The organism is Morganella psychrotolerans, from assembly GCF_001676055.1.
Lineage (GTDB): Bacteria > Pseudomonadota > Gammaproteobacteria > Enterobacterales > Enterobacteriaceae > Morganella > Morganella psychrotolerans_B.
On the sequence record NZ_LZEX01000034.1, the window covers coordinates 134961 to 151036 of the forward strand.

At 49.6% G+C, this 16076-nt stretch carries 17 protein-coding genes; 7 read left to right on the top strand and 10 right to left on the bottom strand.

The genetic code is table 11. From position 1 onward, the window contains the following. The first annotated feature begins 183 nt into the window (after positions 1–183). Complete coding sequence (locus AYY17_RS14480) at positions 184–450, top strand: DUF6694 family lipoprotein (RefSeq protein WP_235845400.1); 267 nt, start codon at positions 184–186, stop codon at positions 448–450. A gap of 54 nt (positions 451–504) precedes the next feature. On the opposite strand, the gene AYY17_RS14485 is transcribed toward AYY17_RS14480, so the two are convergent. From AYY17_RS14485 to yddG, 3 genes are all read right to left on the bottom strand, one after another. Then, positions 505–702, bottom strand: a complete 198-nt coding sequence (locus AYY17_RS14485) for a hypothetical protein (protein WP_067424660.1) — start codon at positions 700–702, stop codon at positions 505–507. Between the two features lie 266 nt (positions 703–968). Next, on the bottom strand, positions 969–2066 hold the full coding sequence (locus AYY17_RS14490; protein WP_067424662.1) for a glycosyltransferase family 9 protein: 1098 nt from the start codon (positions 2064–2066) through the stop codon (positions 969–971). Between the two features lie 52 nt (positions 2067–2118). Beyond that, positions 2119–3012 (bottom strand): aromatic amino acid DMT transporter YddG, encoded by an 894-nt coding sequence (gene yddG, locus AYY17_RS14495; RefSeq protein ID WP_067424664.1) that lies wholly within the window; start codon positions 3010–3012, stop codon positions 2119–2121. Between the two features lie 189 nt (positions 3013–3201). Between yddG and AYY17_RS14500 the strand changes: the two genes are divergently transcribed. Beyond that, positions 3202–3738: a DUF924 family protein gene (locus tag AYY17_RS14500; protein WP_067425098.1), complete on the top strand. Its 537-nt coding sequence runs from the start codon at positions 3202–3204 to the stop codon at positions 3736–3738. Between the two features lie 164 nt (positions 3739–3902). Here AYY17_RS14500 and AYY17_RS14505 read toward each other — a convergent pair whose 3' ends face one another. Beyond that, positions 3903–4475 (bottom strand): HdeD family acid-resistance protein, encoded by a 573-nt coding sequence (locus tag AYY17_RS14505; RefSeq protein WP_067424666.1) that lies wholly within the window; start codon positions 4473–4475, stop codon positions 3903–3905. A gap of 140 nt (positions 4476–4615) precedes the next feature. Beyond that, positions 4616–5173: a helix-turn-helix domain-containing protein gene (locus tag AYY17_RS14510; protein WP_067424667.1), complete on the bottom strand. Its 558-nt coding sequence runs from the start codon at positions 5171–5173 to the stop codon at positions 4616–4618. A gap of 228 nt (positions 5174–5401) precedes the next feature. Between AYY17_RS14510 and AYY17_RS14515 the strand changes: the two genes are divergently transcribed. Beyond that, positions 5402–6064 carry an AzlC family ABC transporter permease gene (locus AYY17_RS14515; RefSeq protein WP_067424669.1) on the top strand — a complete coding sequence of 221 codons (663 nt, stop codon included), beginning with the start codon at positions 5402–5404 and terminating at the stop codon, positions 6062–6064. Next, complete coding sequence (locus tag AYY17_RS14520; RefSeq protein WP_067406516.1) at positions 6064–6390, top strand: AzlD domain-containing protein; 327 nt, start codon at positions 6064–6066, stop codon at positions 6388–6390. Before AYY17_RS14515 ends, AYY17_RS14520 begins: the two co-directional genes overlap by 1 nt. Positions 6391–6459: 69 nt before the next feature. Here AYY17_RS14520 and AYY17_RS14525 read toward each other — a convergent pair whose 3' ends face one another. From AYY17_RS14525 to AYY17_RS14535, 3 genes are all read right to left on the bottom strand, one after another. Beyond that, on the bottom strand, positions 6460–7845 hold the full coding sequence (locus AYY17_RS14525; protein ID WP_082981423.1) for an ATP-binding protein: 1386 nt from the start codon (positions 7843–7845) through the stop codon (positions 6460–6462). Between the two features lie 51 nt (positions 7846–7896). Further along, positions 7897–8562, bottom strand: a complete 666-nt coding sequence (locus tag AYY17_RS14530) for a response regulator (RefSeq protein WP_067424671.1) — start codon at positions 8560–8562, stop codon at positions 7897–7899. Between the two features lie 108 nt (positions 8563–8670). Next, positions 8671–9132 (bottom strand): DUF6097 family protein, encoded by a 462-nt coding sequence (locus AYY17_RS14535; protein WP_067424672.1) that lies wholly within the window; start codon positions 9130–9132, stop codon positions 8671–8673. 250 nt (positions 9133–9382) lie between these two features. Here AYY17_RS14535 and AYY17_RS14540 point away from each other — a divergent pair, with 250 nt between their 5' ends. After that, a complete protein-coding gene (locus AYY17_RS14540) occupies positions 9383–10189 on the top strand; it encodes an MBL fold metallo-hydrolase (RefSeq protein ID WP_067424674.1) in 807 nt (268 codons plus the stop codon). 30 nt (positions 10190–10219) lie between these two features. Here AYY17_RS14540 and AYY17_RS14545 read toward each other — a convergent pair whose 3' ends face one another. Next, the gene (locus tag AYY17_RS14545; protein WP_067424676.1) at positions 10220–10768 is read right to left on the bottom strand and encodes an NADPH-dependent FMN reductase; all 549 of its coding nucleotides are present in this window, start codon (positions 10766–10768) and stop codon (positions 10220–10222) included. Positions 10769–10915: 147 nt separating this feature from the next. Here AYY17_RS14545 and AYY17_RS14550 point away from each other — a divergent pair, with 147 nt between their 5' ends. Next, positions 10916–12958, top strand: coding sequence for a S9 family peptidase (locus tag AYY17_RS14550; RefSeq protein WP_067424678.1), 2043 nt, complete (start codon positions 10916–10918; stop codon positions 12956–12958). Positions 12959–13021: 63 nt separating this feature from the next. Here the strand turns inward: AYY17_RS14550 and xseA are convergent, their stop codons facing one another. After that, positions 13022–14398 carry an exodeoxyribonuclease VII large subunit gene (xseA, locus tag AYY17_RS14555; protein ID WP_067424681.1) on the bottom strand — a complete coding sequence of 459 codons (1377 nt, stop codon included), beginning with the start codon at positions 14396–14398 and terminating at the stop codon, positions 13022–13024. A gap of 172 nt (positions 14399–14570) precedes the next feature. Between xseA and guaB the strand changes: the two genes are divergently transcribed. After that, positions 14571–16037 (top strand): IMP dehydrogenase, encoded by a 1467-nt coding sequence (gene guaB / locus AYY17_RS14560; RefSeq protein ID WP_067424682.1) that lies wholly within the window; start codon positions 14571–14573, stop codon positions 16035–16037. Positions 16038–16076: the final 39 nt, after the last annotated feature.

A 16076-nucleotide genomic window follows, 5' to 3' on the forward strand; every position in this document is an offset into this window, starting at 1 on the left:
AATAACAGATAAATATCAGCGACTCCGCCCGCTGATGTGTCCTGTTTTTGTTCTGTGGCGGGTATTTATGAGACTACAGTATAAATAATTTATGCACAAATAATTGAATAATCGTGGTTTTATTTATTTACCGATGTAAAATACCGCAGATTTTATTAATGAGGTGAAAAATGAAAAAAAATATTGGCGGTTATTGCACTTTCTTTTGTCCTGGCAGGATGTGGTGAAGCCACGCTGGATATGAGTACACAGGAAACAGCAAAAGAATCAATTACAACAATGGAAAAAGATCTTTCACCTGAAGATGCGCGTGAATTGAAAGGGGCTATTACCAAAATTGGTTTTCAGGCTGCTTTTGCATCAGGTGGCGATGAAGCAAAAATGATGGCCGCGATGAAAGAAAAATTACAGGGAAAAACAGCAAAAGAAATTATTGAGCTGGCAAAATAATATAGTCGATCCCTCCGGGACATTTGGTACCGGAGAGATTGCAGCAGTAACTAATTATTTTTTTGCGGCGTCGCGGTGATATTTCAGGCGCTCTTTAAACCAGGCCCGTAACCGTTCAGGGCGCTGCTGTTCAATTTCTTTATCAATTTTAAGCAGTTTCAGTTTATCCCGCTGCACAAGACTTTTAGCCAGTGATTCGATCTCGTCTTCTTCTTCCTGCGTCATCTTTGGCTTTGTTGAATTATCTGACATACATCCTCCTTTTTTGCCAGTTTACTTTATTTTTGTATCCGGGATAGCTCGGGTAATTACGTATTGTTTATTAAAAACAGAGTATTACTCATTTTATGATACGCAATATACTGTAAATCAGATAAAGCGCAGAAACATTTGTGCGCTGTTATCCGGCATATGCAATATTATCGGGGCGGGAAGTTAATTTGTCTGAATTTCAAACAAAAATAACGGACTTCATAAAATAAAAAACGAAGATGGCTGAAGTCCGATATTTTTTGTATTTATTTGGTAAGCGCTTTAATCGTGGCATTAATAACCGGCTCTGCCTTAATCGCTGACATTTCGTGGTCACCCTGAGCCATCAGCAGCGGGCAGGCAAACCCGGAGATAACCTGATGTATTTCAAGGTTTTGATAAGGTCCGGTGTAATAGGGATTTGCACTGACAAACAAGCTGACCGTCGGTACTTTTAATGCCAGGGCAATATGCATTGTGCCGGTATCACCGGTAACCAGCGCATCAATGTTATTGACGGCTTGTGTCAGTTCAGCCACAGACGTTTTTCCGATTAATGATTCGGTTCGGTGGTGAAATTGTGTTGGCAGGCGGGCTAAAAATTGTTCACCCAACTGTGTTTCACCGGGTGCGCCGAATAATACGACTGTTAATTTTTTATCATGGGCAAACAACGCCAGTGCAACCTGCACAAAATAATGAACCGGCCAGCGGCGCTCTTCACTTGATGCACCCATCTGAAAACCAACCCGCAGGCAATCAGATGCTGTTTTTGTGACATCACAGGGAACACGCATCTCAACACTGGTTTCAGTGAATTGGCAGCCCAGCGGTGAAATAAGATCCAGGCGGGCCTGAATAGAATGACCATGAAATGCGGTGAGATAATTTGTCAGCCAGCGGTCCATATAAGGGGTTGACAGGTTATTACAGCGGAAAACAAAAGGGGCTCCGGTCATAACAGCGCTCATATAATCATAAGGATCATGAGAATGCATAATAAGAACCAGGTCAGGTGTACCTTGCATTTTCAGGTCTCTGACCAGTTTGGGTACTGTATTTACCTTGCTGTTCCAGGGCACCACATGATCCCAATCTTTACCGATACCGGTACGAATGTAATCAGCCATTTTATGTCCTGATACCACAGTTATCCGCGCATCAGGGAAGCGAATCCTGATTTCATGTATCGCCGGGGTGTTCATTAAAAAATCCCCCAGCGCTGTCGTTGAGTAGATAACGATATTTTTGAAATCTAAGGTTTTAAGTTTTTTAAATTCAATGAGTGAGTGTGAGAAGTCACGGCGGCGGGTATAAAGCTGAAGGAATAACCCTACCAGTTTATGTTTTAATACTTTAGCCATAGTATTCCATAATAACGACGCTAATTATTGCATATTGATAATTTACCACACTCTACGGCCGACGGGTAGCGAGCCAGCAGAGCAGGGAGCCGCCTGTGACCATCAGTACACCCTGCCAGAAAGCGAAAGAGAGGGCGGTGCTGAGTAACAGAGATGAAAACGCGGTAGAGAGTACCGGTGTAAAATAAGAAAGTGTGCCGATAAGGGCTACATTTCCGCGTAAAACAGCGATAGTCCAGAGGGAATTAGCCGCACAGGTGAGCGCGGCAGCGGCAACCAGAAAACCGAGGGTGGAGACGGAGATATCAGCGGGTATGGTGATGCCGTCAAAAGCGCTCAGTACCCACAGCCCCAGTGCGGTGAGGATAAAAAACAGGGTAATACCATTATTGCCGTCAGCCAGTTTGCGTGACAAATTACTGTAAAATGCCCAGATAATGGCCCCGGCAAATGCCAATCCGTAGCTCAGCGGATTGAGTGCGACATTGTCCATCACGGAGGAAAGGGATAGCCCGCTGTCACCGCCGATCACCCGGCTGATTCCCAGCACGGCAAGCACCAGTCCGGCGATAAGCAGCAGCCGCAGACGCTGCCCGCCCATAATCACTGCCAGCCCGACTGTTAGTGAAGGCCACAGGTAATTAACCATTCCCAGCTCAATCGCCTGCTGGCGGTTCTGCGAAAAGCCCAGTGCCAGGATAAAGCACAATTCATAGCTGACAAATAACGCTGTACCCCAGATGAGGTATTTTCGCGGATATTTACGGATGGCAGGAAGCCCCATAACGAGCAGCAACATCACTGAGCCCAGGGTATAAATCAGTGCCGCACCGAATGTCGGGCCGAAATCCTCACTCACCCGTTTGATTAAAGCAACAATCGTGCTCCAGAACAAGATAGCCAGAATGCCGTAAAAGGTAGCAGTGTGTGCGGAAAACTTCCCCATAAATATCAACCTGTGATAAAGACATTGATAATGTGTACCCGGCGTCATTCAGGATGCAGCCCGCGAACCTGCAGTTTGAATGAATAAGGGGATATACGTTAAACTAATAATGAATTTGCCAGCATACCGCGATATCACCTCCGGGCAAAGGGAGAGATCCTCACATCCGGCACGACATGGAGTATGAAAATGGAAGCACAGGATATTCTGAATTTCTGGTTCAATGAAATCACACCTGCACAGTGGTTTAAAAAAGATGCACAGTTTGATGAACAGATCCGTTCCCGGTTCCTGACAGTATGGGAGCAGGCTGCCGCCGGAGAGTGTTTTGGCTGGCGTGAACATATCGGCGGGCGTCTTGCTGAAATTATTGTTCTTGACCAATTTTCACGTAATATTTTCCGCGATAAAGCACAGGCTTTTTCACAGGATCTGATGGCTCTTGTGCTGGCGCAGGAAGCCGTAAAAACACCGGATTATCTGCAATTACCTCCTGTTCAGCGGAAATTTGTGCTGATGCCGTATATGCATTCAGAATCAGCATTGATCCATAAGCAGGCGGTTATTTTGTTTAAAGGTCTGGATGAGAATACTGAAGATTACGAGCGGCAGCACAAAGCGATCATCGACCGCTTCGGCCGTTATCCGCACCGTAATGAGATGCTGGGGCGAAAGTCCACCCCGGAAGAACATGAGTTTTTACGCCAGCCCGGTTCCGCGTTCTGATTCTGATTCACGGACAGCAAAATGTGTGGCGATGCTGCGCATATCAAAGCCCGTTGGTGTCTGATGTACCCGCAGATGGAATTGCGGAGAATGGCAGAACCGGGGGCATGAAACAGGCTGTCTCAGTCACGCCCTCCGGTATGTACTAAAAATCAATCAGGAGATTAACGGCTCTTTTTCAGCATGGAGGCAATCGCAATCAGACCGAATGAACTGAACAGCAGCTCAATACCCACCAGAGTGGCAATCAGCGTGACAGAGACAAGCGGTCCATTACCGACCAGAAGATAGGCAATAAAGAGATCCAGCAGGCCGATAACCAGGTTTAACCAGCCGCGCGGCTGCGAAAACTGGCGCAGGCCCGCACCCAGGCGCAGGATCCCGCCGGCAATAAACAAAATAGCCAGTAAAATAGCGAGGCTCATCATGCCTTGCAGCGGATCGGTCAGGAAGACATAGCCAAGCAGAAGATAAGCAATGGCGACAAGAATCGAAAAAACTTTACTGCCGCCGCTGTAAATCCGGCTGCTGAGTGTCATAAACAGCATAGAAATACCGTTTATCAGGAGCAGGCCGCCGATAATATAGCTGAGCGTTACCCCGGATATCAGCGGATTCATAAGGCATGCCACGCCGCCGATAAGAAACAGTATGGCGATAATCCATAAATAGCCCCGCTGTTTTTTCAGGGCATCAGCGGTCATCTGCATTAAATTCTGACGATTAAAATCAAGCATGTTTTCTCCTTGGTAAGTCCATAAAGTGAAATCATAACGTCAAAGTACAATATGACGCCGGATGCGGAATATACCTGAAAAATATAGCGTAATTTAACATTATTTGCGATAAACCTGATTTTATGAATTCAGGATGTGTATCAATGCTCAATAATCATCACCGCAGTGGTGTCCGGCTCAAGCGCTTTAAAGATATGCGGAACATCGCCGGGATAGGAAATATAATCACCGGGCCGCAGGGTGGCGGGTTCGTCAAGAGTGCCGACAACGGCGCTGCCGGTCATCAGCAGGATATGTTCTGTTACCTGAGCCATGTGTGGCTCGGACACGCGATCTTTGCCCGGCTGAGCGGTAATGGTGTAGAGATCACGGCGGTTGACCGATGAGGCAGATGAGAGCAAAAACGCATGATAATACGCATTTTCCGCACTGACCTGTATTCCTTCGCCGCGCCGCAGCACAGTTACACGGCTTTTCGGTGTCTCAAACAGACTGGCAAACGGAATATTCAGCGCAACACAAAGTGCCCATAATGTCTCAATTCCCGGATTTCCCTGAGCAGATTCCAGCTGTGACAATGTGGATTTTGCAATACCTGCACTACGTGCAATATCGGCAATTGAGCGACCCTGGCGCTGGCGCTCCTGTGTCAGGGTCGCCGCCATAATCTCAAGGGGTGGAGAGGCAGATGGATCCATAATATTCACTCTCTTTGATTAACAGGAAATAGCCTTATTCATTCAACCTGCAGGTTCGTTGGCGGCACTCAGCCCGCCGGGTCACATACTTGTGTATGCTCCCAGTCGGTCGGAGCTTGTCGCCTGCCTGCATCCTGAATGACGTTGGCTATAACCCGGAATTAACACTTGCGTAATTTAAAGCGTTCGACATAATGGACATATCGTTCATTTTATAAGTCTACCGCAATGAAACTTGCTCTTCCACTTGATAATGCCATGATCCGCAATATTGTTTTGGTGTGTGTGGCGGATTTAATCGTCGGCGTGTCCTATGGTGCACTGGCACACGCTAACGGATTTCCGCTCTGGGTACCGCTGACGCTCTCAATAATTGTGCTTGCCGGGGCATCTGAATTTCTGTTTATCGGTGTGGTGGCAGCCGGTGGCAGCCCTGTTTCTGCCGCACTGGCAGGACTTCTGGTCAATGCGCGCCATGTACCGTTCAGTATGGCGGTTCATGATCTTACCGGCAAGGGCGCTAAAAAACTTCTAGGCTTTCATATTCTTAATGATGAGAGTGTGGTGTTCGGCATGGCTGAAAAAGAGAAGGATAAGCAAAAAGCCGCGTTCTGGTTGTGCGGTCTGGGGATTTTTCTGTGCTGGCCGCTGGGGACGATTATCGGTGAGTTTCTCGGCACATTTATTGTTGATACCAAAGCGCTGGGGCTGGATGCGATGTTCCCGGCCATCATTCTTGCACTTTGTCTGCCCGCTCTGCGTGAGGCAAAAACCCGCCGGGCGGCGCTGTTGGGTGCGGTGATAGCACTGGCAGCCACACCATTCTTACCGCCGGGTATCCCGGTGCTGTTATCACTGCTGGGGCTGGTTGTCAGTCTGGGGAGAGCATAATGCCGGATACATTATCAATATTGACCGGCATTGCGCTGCTGGCCGTCGGAACCTATGTTATGCGCGCATCCGGTGCGCTGCTCAGCGGACGCTTTTCTGTGTCATCGCACGTGAAAAACCTGCTGTCGATGGGGGCGATTGTCATTTTGTTTTCGGTAGCCGTGACCATGACTATTTTCAGCGGGCAGGAACTGTCAGACTGGCCTAAGATTGCCGGTGTGACCGTTGCAGGGCTTCTGACATGGTATAAAAAACCCTTTCTGCTGATTGTTCTGGCCGCCGCGGTTGTCACTGCGCTGTTGCGTTATCTGCTGTCATTGTGGTGAGGATTTCCCCTGTTACCGGTGCAAGCCGGTAACAGGGAGCGCGGCACAGCATACAGATAACCGATTTTTCTACGTGCCTGAGTTGTCATCATCTGTTGTAAACGTACTTCTGTCCCCGGTAAGGGCAGAGACTCCGTGCGCAGAAATATGGATAACAAACCCGATCCCGCGCTGTTGCAATCCGTCTGTGACAGACAAATACCCGCCAATTTTTCCTGCCAGATTCTGCGCGATTGCCAGCCCGAGCCCGCTGCCGGTTTCACAACCTCCCGGAACGCGGAAAAAACGTGAAAACAGGCGGGGACGATACTGTTCACTGATGCCGTCGCCGTTATCCCGGATGATAATCCGTATTTCATCCGCATGACCACTTTCCAGTGTGGTTTCGACCAGACTTCCCGGCGGGCAATATTTAACCGCATTATTCAGGATGTTGTTAATTATGGAGAAAAGCGCCTGCTTATCTGTTGTAACAAGGCAAACCTGCGGGCCATCAAACGCCAGTTCAATATTTTTGCGCAGCGCATAAGGCACCATCATGGCAATGGTGTGGCTCAGTTCCCGGCTCAGGTCGATCTCTTCCATTTTCAGCGGATAGTCTTCTGTTTCCAGCCGCGCCAGATCAATCAGCTGACGGGAAAGAGAAACGGCACGGTCAAGGCTGATTTCCATGTCGGCGGTGATTTCATTGCGCTCTGCCGGGTCATCAATCTGTTTTAACAGGTGGATTTGCGCCAGAACAGCCGCAATAGGGGTGCGCAATTCATGAGCGGCATCTGCCATAAATTGTTTTTCCCGTAAATTACCGGCATCGACCCGCTGCATTAACTGGTTAATTGCCCGGAGAACCGGACGCAGCTCATTGTACTGATGCTTCATGCTGATAGGCGTCAGATTACCGGGATTGCGGGCGGCAAGACTTTGTGTGGTTTCCCGCAGCGGACGCATACTGAGATAGGTGGTAATAATAGTCGATGCCAGCATGGTGCCGAGGATAAACAGCAGGGGAACAGCGGTGCCGGAAGCCGGATCGCCTATCAGCATGTGGCGGTCTGTTGCGGATTCTCCGACAACCGCCGTCCGGTTTACGGCAGTATCGGTATTATAAGCCAGATACCAGGTTTCACCCTCTTCACTAAAACGAACGACACCGTTTGGTTTCAGCGGGATATTAATATCGGGTTTATTGCTGTAGAGAATTTCGCCCTTACTGCCGAGTATGGCAATTAACGGATCGTAGCTTTCGTCTTCCAGGCCACTGCGCATCGCGTTGGTGTACATGCTTTCAAGCGCTGAGGCAATTTGCAGAAAGTTAGCCGAGTCGGTCGGTGTATCTTTGAGCGTATCAGAGATACCCCGGGCGATAACCATCTGTTGAGTGTTGAAATCTTCACTAACATCAGGTAAATAGGCGTATTTTAACCAGACAATCCAGACGCCCCACAGTAAAAGCATACAAACCGTCTGGAGAAAAACAGTATAAACAAAGATTGAGCGGACTTTCACTTATTCGCTGTCCTTTTTTAACAAATAGCCGATGCCGCGGACAGTAATAATCTTTTCTTTGCCTATTTTCCGGCGTAAATTATGAATATGAACTTCCAGCGAATTACTTTCAATCCGGTCATCCAATCCGAATAACCGCTGTTCCAGCTCCTGTTTTCTGACAACATTACCGGTATTACGCATTAATTCGTATAACAGCTGGTACTCTTTGCCGGACAGTAATAATAATTCCTCATTCATGCTGACCTGATGATTCATCGGGTTTAAGGTAATATTATCCACCTTCCATAACTGAGAAGAGAATCCGGCAATCCGCCGTGACACGGCTTTTACGCGGGAAATTAATTCAGGCAGTTCAACCGGTTTGGAAATAAAATCATCGGCACCGGAGTCCAGCGAATTGACCAGATGATCCCGCTGGTTGCGGGCAGTCATAATAATAATCGGGATCTGTTCTCCGCTGTTACGCCATTCGACAAGAGAATCAAAGCCATCACCATCCGGCAGTCCCAGGTCCAGTAACATCAGGTCAAAATGCTGTTCAGTCAGCCGCTTACGGGCATCACTCAGCAAACGCAACCAGCATACACGGAACCCGGCGAGCTCCAGCCCCCGGCACAGCGCTTTACCTAATTGTAAATCATCTTCGACTAACAGAATGTGCACGTTGAATCTCTCTTTGTATAAGCGGATTTTAGTATAACACTGTCAGGTACTGTGACAGCGCAAACACATTATAGTGGCAACATGACTTAATATAGCCTTAATAAAAAATTAATAACCGGAGATCCGGTTAATAAAATCATCAATTAAATAACCTGCATATTTTTCTGTTTGTTTCTGCAGGATATAACAGTAAAAAATGGTGCCGAAAAGAATAAATGCATATATAAAAATGGCCCAGATATAGGTAAGACTGAGATCAAGAATGGTCAGCGCCAGATAACTGATATCAATATCCGGAGAAAACCAGTTAATAATTTTCTGAGAAAAAAGTAACAAAGTATAAAATAATACCGGCAGCGCTAATATACCGGTCAGAATATTGACCCGGCGGCGACGGCGGGTAAGGGCAGGATACTCGTCATTATTCATATACACGGCAAGATCGGTAAGCTGGCTATCCAGGTCATCGTGGCGTGCAACCGGCACATCCTGTTCTTCTATCTGCTGATGCAAAAGACGTAAAAGTTGGCTGTTATCGGTGCTTTTTGCAAAAGCGGTAATTATTCCCATAAGGGACTCCTGAAAAATCCGTGTCGGATGGCTATTATTTAATAAATTGGCCTCCGGGTCATGCGGCTTTATTAAGATTTACTGAATTATAAAATATTCCGCTCTCCACGGGGAAATACAGATACGTTATAGTGCAAAACATCGTGTTATATGGCTGACGGCAGAATACCCTTATTCATTCAAACTGCAGATGCTTTGGCCGCGCTACGCCAGCCTGCATCCTGAATGACGTTGGGTATATAGGACTACTATGTTACGCATTACTGCTTTGCTGGAAAATACCAGTACAGATGCCCGCCTGGACGCTCACGCCGGGTTGAGTTTACTGCTTGATGACGGAGAAACATCACTGTTGTTTGATACCAGTGCGGATGATACCTATATCCGCAATGCGCAGGCGCTGGGGATTTCTCTGGCAGAGATTGATGCGGTGGTGTTGTCTCACGGACATTACGACCATTTCGGCGGACTCACCCGGACTGCCCGGCACCATCTGCCGTCGCCGCTGACGGTTATTGCGCATCCGCATATTTTTGAACCGCGCCGTGCCGCACTCTGGCTTGGCGGATATCCGCTGAAATTTAAGCGGCTTTCCCCGCCGTTTTGCGAAGAGACATTGCGGGCGCAGTATCAGTTTGTGCTGGCGGAAAAACCACACGCCATATCGTCCCGCTTCCTGTTTGCCGGTGAAATTACACAGCGGGCCGTGATACGCCGTTATGGTGTGCTGTTAAACAGCGGTGAGGCCGACTATGTGCGCGATGACAGCTTTCTTATCTGGCGGGGGGATGACGGTATTGTGATTATTACCGGATGCAGCCACGCGGGGATTGAGTCAGTAATACAGCACGCCCGGAAACTGACGGATAATGCGCCGGTTCAGGCGGTGGTCGGCGGGTTGCACCTGCGCCGCGCCACTCCGGCTGCGCTGCGCCGGGCACAACAGGCGATTGACCCGGAAACGCAGGTGTTCGGGTGTCACTGTACCGGGAGCAGAGGGCGCAAGGCACTGAAGGCAAAAAATTTTAATACCGGACAGCAGCTGACATTTCTGTAGTGCTGTCCGGGAAAGCATCCGCCGGGGATATTAACCATGCTGTGCCAGGAATGCGGTGTATGCATCTACCCATTTCTGCACAAACGTACCGGTTTTTTCATTGAACCGGCCGTTTGCATCGATCATATCATCGTGCCATTGCAGGTACATTTCCGGTTGATTGAGTGTCGGCATGTTAAGAAATGCCAGCACATTGCGCAGATGCTGTTGTGCCATCGCGGTACCCATCGCACCCGGAGAGGTGCCGATAACACCGGCGGGTTTGTTGTCCCAACTGTTTTGCCCCCACGGGCGGGAGCCCTGATCCAGTGCATTTTTCAGCACGCCCGGAATAGATCGGTTATATTCTGCGGTCACAAAAATAACACCATCTGCCGGTTCAATCTGCTGTTTAAACGCACTGACCACCGGAGAGGGATGTGGGTCAGCATCCTGATTATAAAGAGGAAGTGAGCCGATACTGATAAACTCACACTGAATATGGGCGGGGAAAAGCGTCACCAGCGCCTGAGCCAGCCGGCGGTTGTAACTCTGTTCACGCAGGGAACCGACAACAACGGCAACACGGTATTGTTTCATTTTAACCTCTCTGAGCGGCTGTAGAGCCGGGATGAATAAGTAAGAAATAAAACGATTGAAAATATTATTATCATAATACCGGAACAGATAATGTTTTTTGATAATTTTTTGACCTGACAGCGAACGCTGTACAAATAAGGATCACGTATGCAGGCCCCGAAAGCAATGCAGAAGCCCGTTCAACTTACGGCGCACGGCGAGACCAGAACAGATAATTATTATTGGCTGCGCGACGACAAACGTAAAAATAAAAAAGTAATACAGTATCTTACTGATGAAAATCAATACACGCATGAGAAACTGAAGGCGTGCGACCCGCTGCGCGACGAGCTGTATCAGGAAATGGTTGCCCGTATGCCGCAGGCAGATGAATCCGCGCCTTATATTTACAACGGTTATGTTTACCGCACCCGATTTGATGCGGGCAAAGAGTATCCGCTGTATGAACGCCGCCGCGTAACAGATGAAGACTGGGAATTGCTGGTGGATGGCAATGAACGCGCGCAGGGGCTGACCTATTATGAGCTGGTATCACTGGCGATCAGTGAGGATAACCGTCGGATAGCGATAGCAGAAGATAAACTGGGGCGGCGCGAATATGTGGTTTCGTATAAAAACCTGACAGAGGAAGCCTGGCAGGAGTCTGTTATTACAGGGATCGCCGATGACCTGGTATGGTCGGCAGACGCCGATACACTGTTTTATGTTAAGCAGGATCCGCAGACTTTGCTGCCGTTTGAAGTATATCGCCACCAATTTGCAACAGATACCGCGCAAGATGAACTGATTTACCGCGAAGAAGACGATCGGTTTTATACCGGGTTAGCTCTCTCTTCCTCCCGTGACTGGATTATTATCGGCTGCCACAGCCCGGTCACATCTGAGGCGCATCTGATTAATGCCCGCGAACCACTGCAACCGGTTGTGTGCTTTTCGCCGCGTCAGGACGGGCGCGAGTATCATATTGATCATCTTGACGGGCAGTTTTATATCCGCGCCGATCATGAAAGTGAGCTGTTTGGCCTGTATCAGACGCCGTCCCCGGAACAACCGTGGGAGACCGTGATTGCCCCGCAGCCGGACACCGATCTGGAAGATTTCACATTGTTCCGTGACTGGCTGGTGTTGCAGGAGCGCACTGCCGCGCTGCCGCATATCCGGCTGATTCATCGTCACAGCGGGGAAGAAAAGCAGGTTGCGTTTGATGATGCGGCCTATTGTGCGTGGCTCGGGCTGAATCCGGAGCCGGACAGCATCATGCTGCGCTATGGTTATACTTCGATGACCACACCGGCGACGGTTTATGAGCTGAATATGGATACCGGCGAACGGACGTTGCTTAAACAGACGCAGGTTAATGGTTTTCAGCGGGATGATTATCACAGTGAGCGTATCTGGATAACCGCCCGTGATGGTGTACAGGTGCCGGTTTCCCTGGTGTGGCATAAGGATCATTATCAGCCGGGAAATAATCCGCTGCTGATTGAAGGTTATGGCGCATATGGCTCAAGTATGGACCCGGATTTTGATGCTAACCGTCTGAGCTTGCTGGATCGCGGGTTTGTTTATGCGCAGGCGCATATCCGTGGCGGCGGCGAGCTGGGTAAGCGCTGGTATAATGCCGGAAAAATGCAAAACAAAATCAACAGCTTTAATGATTTTGTTGATGTCACCCGTGAATTGATTACGCAGCGTTTCGGTGCTGCTAATCGCATCTATGCCACCGGCGGCAGCGCGGGCGGGTTATTGATGGGCGCGGTGATTAATCAGGCGCCGGAGCTGTATCGCGGCGTGGTTACACAGGTTCCGTTTGTGGATGCGCTGACGACGATGTCTGATCCGTCCATTCCGCTGACGACCGGTGAATATGATGAGTGGGGCAATCCGGAAAGTGAGTCAGCATACCGCGATATCCGCGCATACAGCCCGTATGACAACCTGGAGGCTAAAGCCTATCCGAACCTGCTGGTCACATCCGGTTTGCATGATTCTCAGGTTCAGTACTGGGAGCCGGCAAAATGGGTGGCAAAACTGAGAGAGCTGAAAACAGATGATAATCTGTTGCTGCTTTATACGGATATGGAGGCAGGACACGGCGGGAAATCAGGGCGTTTCAATTACTTATGGGACATTGCGCTCGGGTATGTGTTCCTGCTGATGCTGGATGAGCAGGCCGCCGATATAAAATAATACCGGCAAATATATTTGTGACACCGTCACCTTTAAGTGACGGCGTCACAAAGCCAGTTCGCTTTATTCTGCGGCTTTGCGTTTACGGGGAGCCGCTTTTTTGTGTACCGCGATAATTTCACTCTCTATCTGCCCGTCCTGTAACAACGTCGTGATTTTTTGTCCGACTTTCACCTGACGGGTTTTGTTCAGCACTTCGCCGTTGTCAGTCTGGCTGATACTGAAACCCCGGCTGAGTGTTGCCAGCGGGCTGACACCTTCAAGTGTTGAACAGAGCCGCGCAAAGCGTTCACGTTGCTGACTTATCTGTTGGCGCATAGCAGATGCGAGCCGGTACTGTAACTGCTGCACATGCCGCTGTTGCTGCTGTAACTGCGGGCGCGGATCACGGCGCATCAGGCGTTGATCCAGCATGGTCAGCTGACGGGTTTTCTGTATTACCGCACGCTGTCCGGCCTGAATCAACCGCTGCTGTAATCCCTGAATTAACTGTTGCTGCCGTGCCAGGCGCAGTTGCGGATGCTGCTGTTGCAGACGGTGATGTAACTGGCTGAATGTCCGCTGCTTTTTGGCAATAAAGTAATCCATTGCCATTTCCAGCCGTTGTTGTACAGACTGAATCTGCCGCAGGCGCTCCACCTGATCACGGCTGACTAATTCTGCGGCTGCGGATGGTGTCGGTGCGCGTAAGTCCGCGACAAAATCGGCAATGGTCACATCTGTTTCATGACCCACGGCACTGATAACCGGCAGACGGCTGGCAAAAATCGCCCGCGCCACCCGTTCGTCATTAAAACTCCATAAGTCTTCCAGCGAGCCGCCGCCGCGCCCGACAATCAGCACATCACATTCATTACGGCGGTTAGCGGTTTCAATTGCGCGGACAATTTGTGCCGGCGCATCCGCACCCTGAACCTGGGCCGGATAAATAATCACCGGCAGTGACGGGTCACGGCGGCGCAGAATATTCAGGATATCGTGCAGTGCAGCACCCGTTGCGGATGTCACCACCCCCACACAGCGGGCAGGAAGCGGCAGCGGTTTTTTCAGGTGAGCGGCGAACAGACCTTCGGCATTCAGTTTTTCTTTGAGCTGCTCAAATTGCTGTTGCAGTAAACCTTCACCGGCCGGTTGCATGGATTCAATAATCAGCTGATAATCACCGCGCGGCTCATACAGCGTAATGGCGGCACGCACCAGCACCTGCTGACCATTTTGCGGCGCGAAGGTTACGCGGGTATTATTTCCCCGGAACATCGCGGCGCGGACCTGGGATTTTTCGTCTTTCAGCGTAAAATACCAGTGACCGGATGAGGGCCTGGAAAAATTGGAAATTTCAGCGCTGATCCAAATCCGGCCCATCTCCAGTTCAAGTAACTGTCGTACGGTCGTATTCAGGCGCGTAACGGTAAAAATTGCGTTGTTTTCTGATAGCAACATGTGAGCCGGATCAAATAATAAAACAATGACTTAATCGTCCGATACTACCGCCTTCTGACAGATTATCAACGCATTTTTTTAAAAAAAGGCTAGGCGCAACCGATTACCACCTGTATAATGCCGCGGCAATATTTTATCCCTTTTAATCCTGCTGCCTGGTGAGATATTGCACATGCTACGTATCAAAAAAGAAGCTTTAACATTCGATGATGTTCTCTTAGTTCCGGCCCATTCTGTGGTTCTGCCAAACACGGCCGACTTATCAACACAGCTCACCGCAAAAATCCGTTTAAACGTCCCGATGATCTCGGCGGCGATGGACACTGTAACGGAAGCCCGTCTGGCGATTGCGCTTGCCCAGGAAGGCGGCATCGGGTTTATCCACAAAAACATGTCAATTGAGCGTCAGGCTGATGAAGTCCGCCGCGTGAAAAAACATGAAAGTGGTGTGGTCACCGAGCCACAAACTGTTACTCCCTGCACAACACTGCGCGAAGTCAGAGAACTGACTGAACAGAACGGCTTTGCCGGTTATCCTGTCGTGACAACCGAAAACGAGCTGGTGGGTATTATCACCGGTCGTGACGTGCGTTTCGTAACAGACCTGGAACAGCCGGTAACAGCGGTAATGACCCCGAAAGAGCGCCTGGTTACCGTCCGTGAAGGCGAAGCCCGCGAAGTGGTTCTGAAGAAAATGCATGAGCGTCGTGTTGAAAAAGCACTGGTCGTAGATGATTCATTCCATCTGCTCGGCATGATCACCGTAAAAGACTTCCAGAAAGCAGAGCGCAAACCAAACGCCTGTAAAGATGAGCACGGACGTTTACGTGTCGGGGCTGCTGTCGGTGCCGGTGCCGGTAATGAAGAGCGCGTGGACGCGCTGGTTGCCGCTGGTGTCGATATTCTGTTGATTGACTCTTCACACGGTCACTCTGAAGGCGTTTTACAGCGCATTCGTGATACCCGTGCAAAATACCCTGACCTGGAAATCATCGGCGGTAACGTTGCTACCTCAGAAGGCGCGAAAGCGTTGGCTGACGCGGGTTGCAGTGCTGTAAAAGTCGGGATTGGTCCGGGCTCAATCTGTACCACCCGTATTGTAACCGGTGTGGGTGTGCCACAGTTAACCGCTATTTCTGATGCAGTCGAAGCCCTTGCCGGTACAGGTATTCCTGTTATCGCCGATGGCGGGATCCGTTTCTCCGGTGATATCGCAAAAGCACTGGCAGCGGGAGCGGCCTGTGTCATGGTCGGCTCAATGCTTGCCGGTACAGACGAATCTCCGGGCGAAGTTGAACTGTACCAGGGACGCTCTTATAAATCCTACCGTGGTATGGGATCACTCGGTGCGATGTCTAAAGGGTCATCAGACCGCTACTTCCAGACAGATAACGCAGCAGACAAACTGGTGCCGGAAGGTATCGAAGGCCGCGTTGCCTACAAAGGTGTGCTGAAAACCATCGTTCACCAGCAAATGGGCGGCCTGCGCTCTTGCATGGGACTGACCGGTTGTGCAACTATTCACGAACTGAATACTAAAGCAGAGTTTGTCCGTATCAGTGGTGCCGGGATTCAGGAAAGTCACGTCCATGACGTCACTATCACCAAAGAAGCACCGAACTACCGTTCAGGTCTCTGATTCATGCGGCGGCCTGCGGGTCGCCAGCCTATAATTGTT